Genomic DNA, 1,091 nt, shown 5'->3' with positions numbered 1-1,091 from the left:
TGTACTTGGTCAGCGGGTTGGTGACACGCCGCAGTTGATGCTTGATCAATGAGAAGACCTCCGGGTGTGGTGGAGATGCCGTCTTCACCTAACCGGAGGTCTTCATGGCCCACGCTAATGCCCGCCTGACCGTGCACGGGCGGATCCTGCTGGTGCGGCGCGTCCGCGTCGATGGCCGGCCCGTCGCGCATGTCGCCAAGGAACTGGGCATTTCCCGCCAGTGCGCGCACCGGTGGGTGCGTCGCTATGACGAGCAGGGCTGGTCGGGTCTGCACGAGCGTTCCTCCCGCTCCCATCGGGTGGCCAACCGCACTCCCGCCCCCGTCGAGGCCCGCGTGCTGGCCTGCCGCCGCACCGACCGTCGCGGCCCGGCCCACATCGCCCAGCAGACGGGGGTGCCGGAGCGGACCGTCTCGCGGATCCTGCGCCGCCACGACATGCCCCGCCTGGCCGACTGCGACCCGCTGACCGGCACCGTGATCCGCGCGAGCCGTAACACCACCACGCGATATGAGCGCGCACGGCCCGGCGAGCTGGTCCATCTGGACGTCAAGAAGATCGGCAAGATCCCCGACGGGGGCGGCTGGCGCGTCCACGGCCGGGCCGCCACCGCCGCCCAGCGCCACAAGAAGACCGTCGTCGGCTACGACTACGTGCATGCTGCCGTCGATGACCACTCCCGCCTGGCCTACGCCGAGATCCTGCCGGATGAGACCGGTACCAACAGCGCGGCCTTCCTGCTGCGGGCCGCGGCCTTCTTCGCCCGACACGGGATCGTTCGCATCGAGCGAGTCATCACCGACAACGCGCTTGCCTACCGCCGCTCGGCCGCCTTCGCCGCCGCCGTCCAAGCGCTTGGGGCACGGCAGAAGTTCATCAAGCCGCACTGCCCCTGGCAGAACGGGAAGGTCGAACGGTTCAACCGCACCCTGCAGACCGAGTGGGCCTACCGGCAGGTCTTCACCAGCAACGCCGAACGCGCCCAGGCACTGCAACCATGGGTGGAGTACTACAACACCCGACGACGTCACAGCGCACTGGACGGTCTCCCACCGATCAGCCGACTGTCACCAACGCCCTGACCGAATACA

Annotated in this window: 1 protein-coding gene; it reads left to right on the top strand. The window is 68.6% G+C overall.

Going from position 1 to position 1,091, the window contains the following annotated elements; all coding sequences use genetic code 11:
* The first annotated feature begins 104 nt into the window (after positions 1-104).
* A complete protein-coding gene (locus Psi02_RS39755; protein WP_203981089.1) occupies positions 105-1,082 on the top strand; it encodes an IS481 family transposase in 978 nt (325 codons plus the stop codon).
* Positions 1,083-1,091: the final 9 nt, after the last annotated feature.

The sequence above is a fragment of the Planotetraspora silvatica genome (assembly GCF_016863315.1).
In the GTDB taxonomy this organism is placed as follows: Bacteria; Actinomycetota; Actinomycetes; order Streptosporangiales; family Streptosporangiaceae; genus Planotetraspora; species Planotetraspora silvatica.
This window is presented reverse-complemented; position numbering and strand designations above follow the sequence as displayed.

What these genes read in the sequence shown, in the direction of transcription:
- Psi02_RS39755 (WP_203981089.1), top strand. Translation starts at nt 105, where the DNA reads ATGGCCCACGCTAATGCCCGCCTGACCGTGCACGGGCGGATCCTGCTG.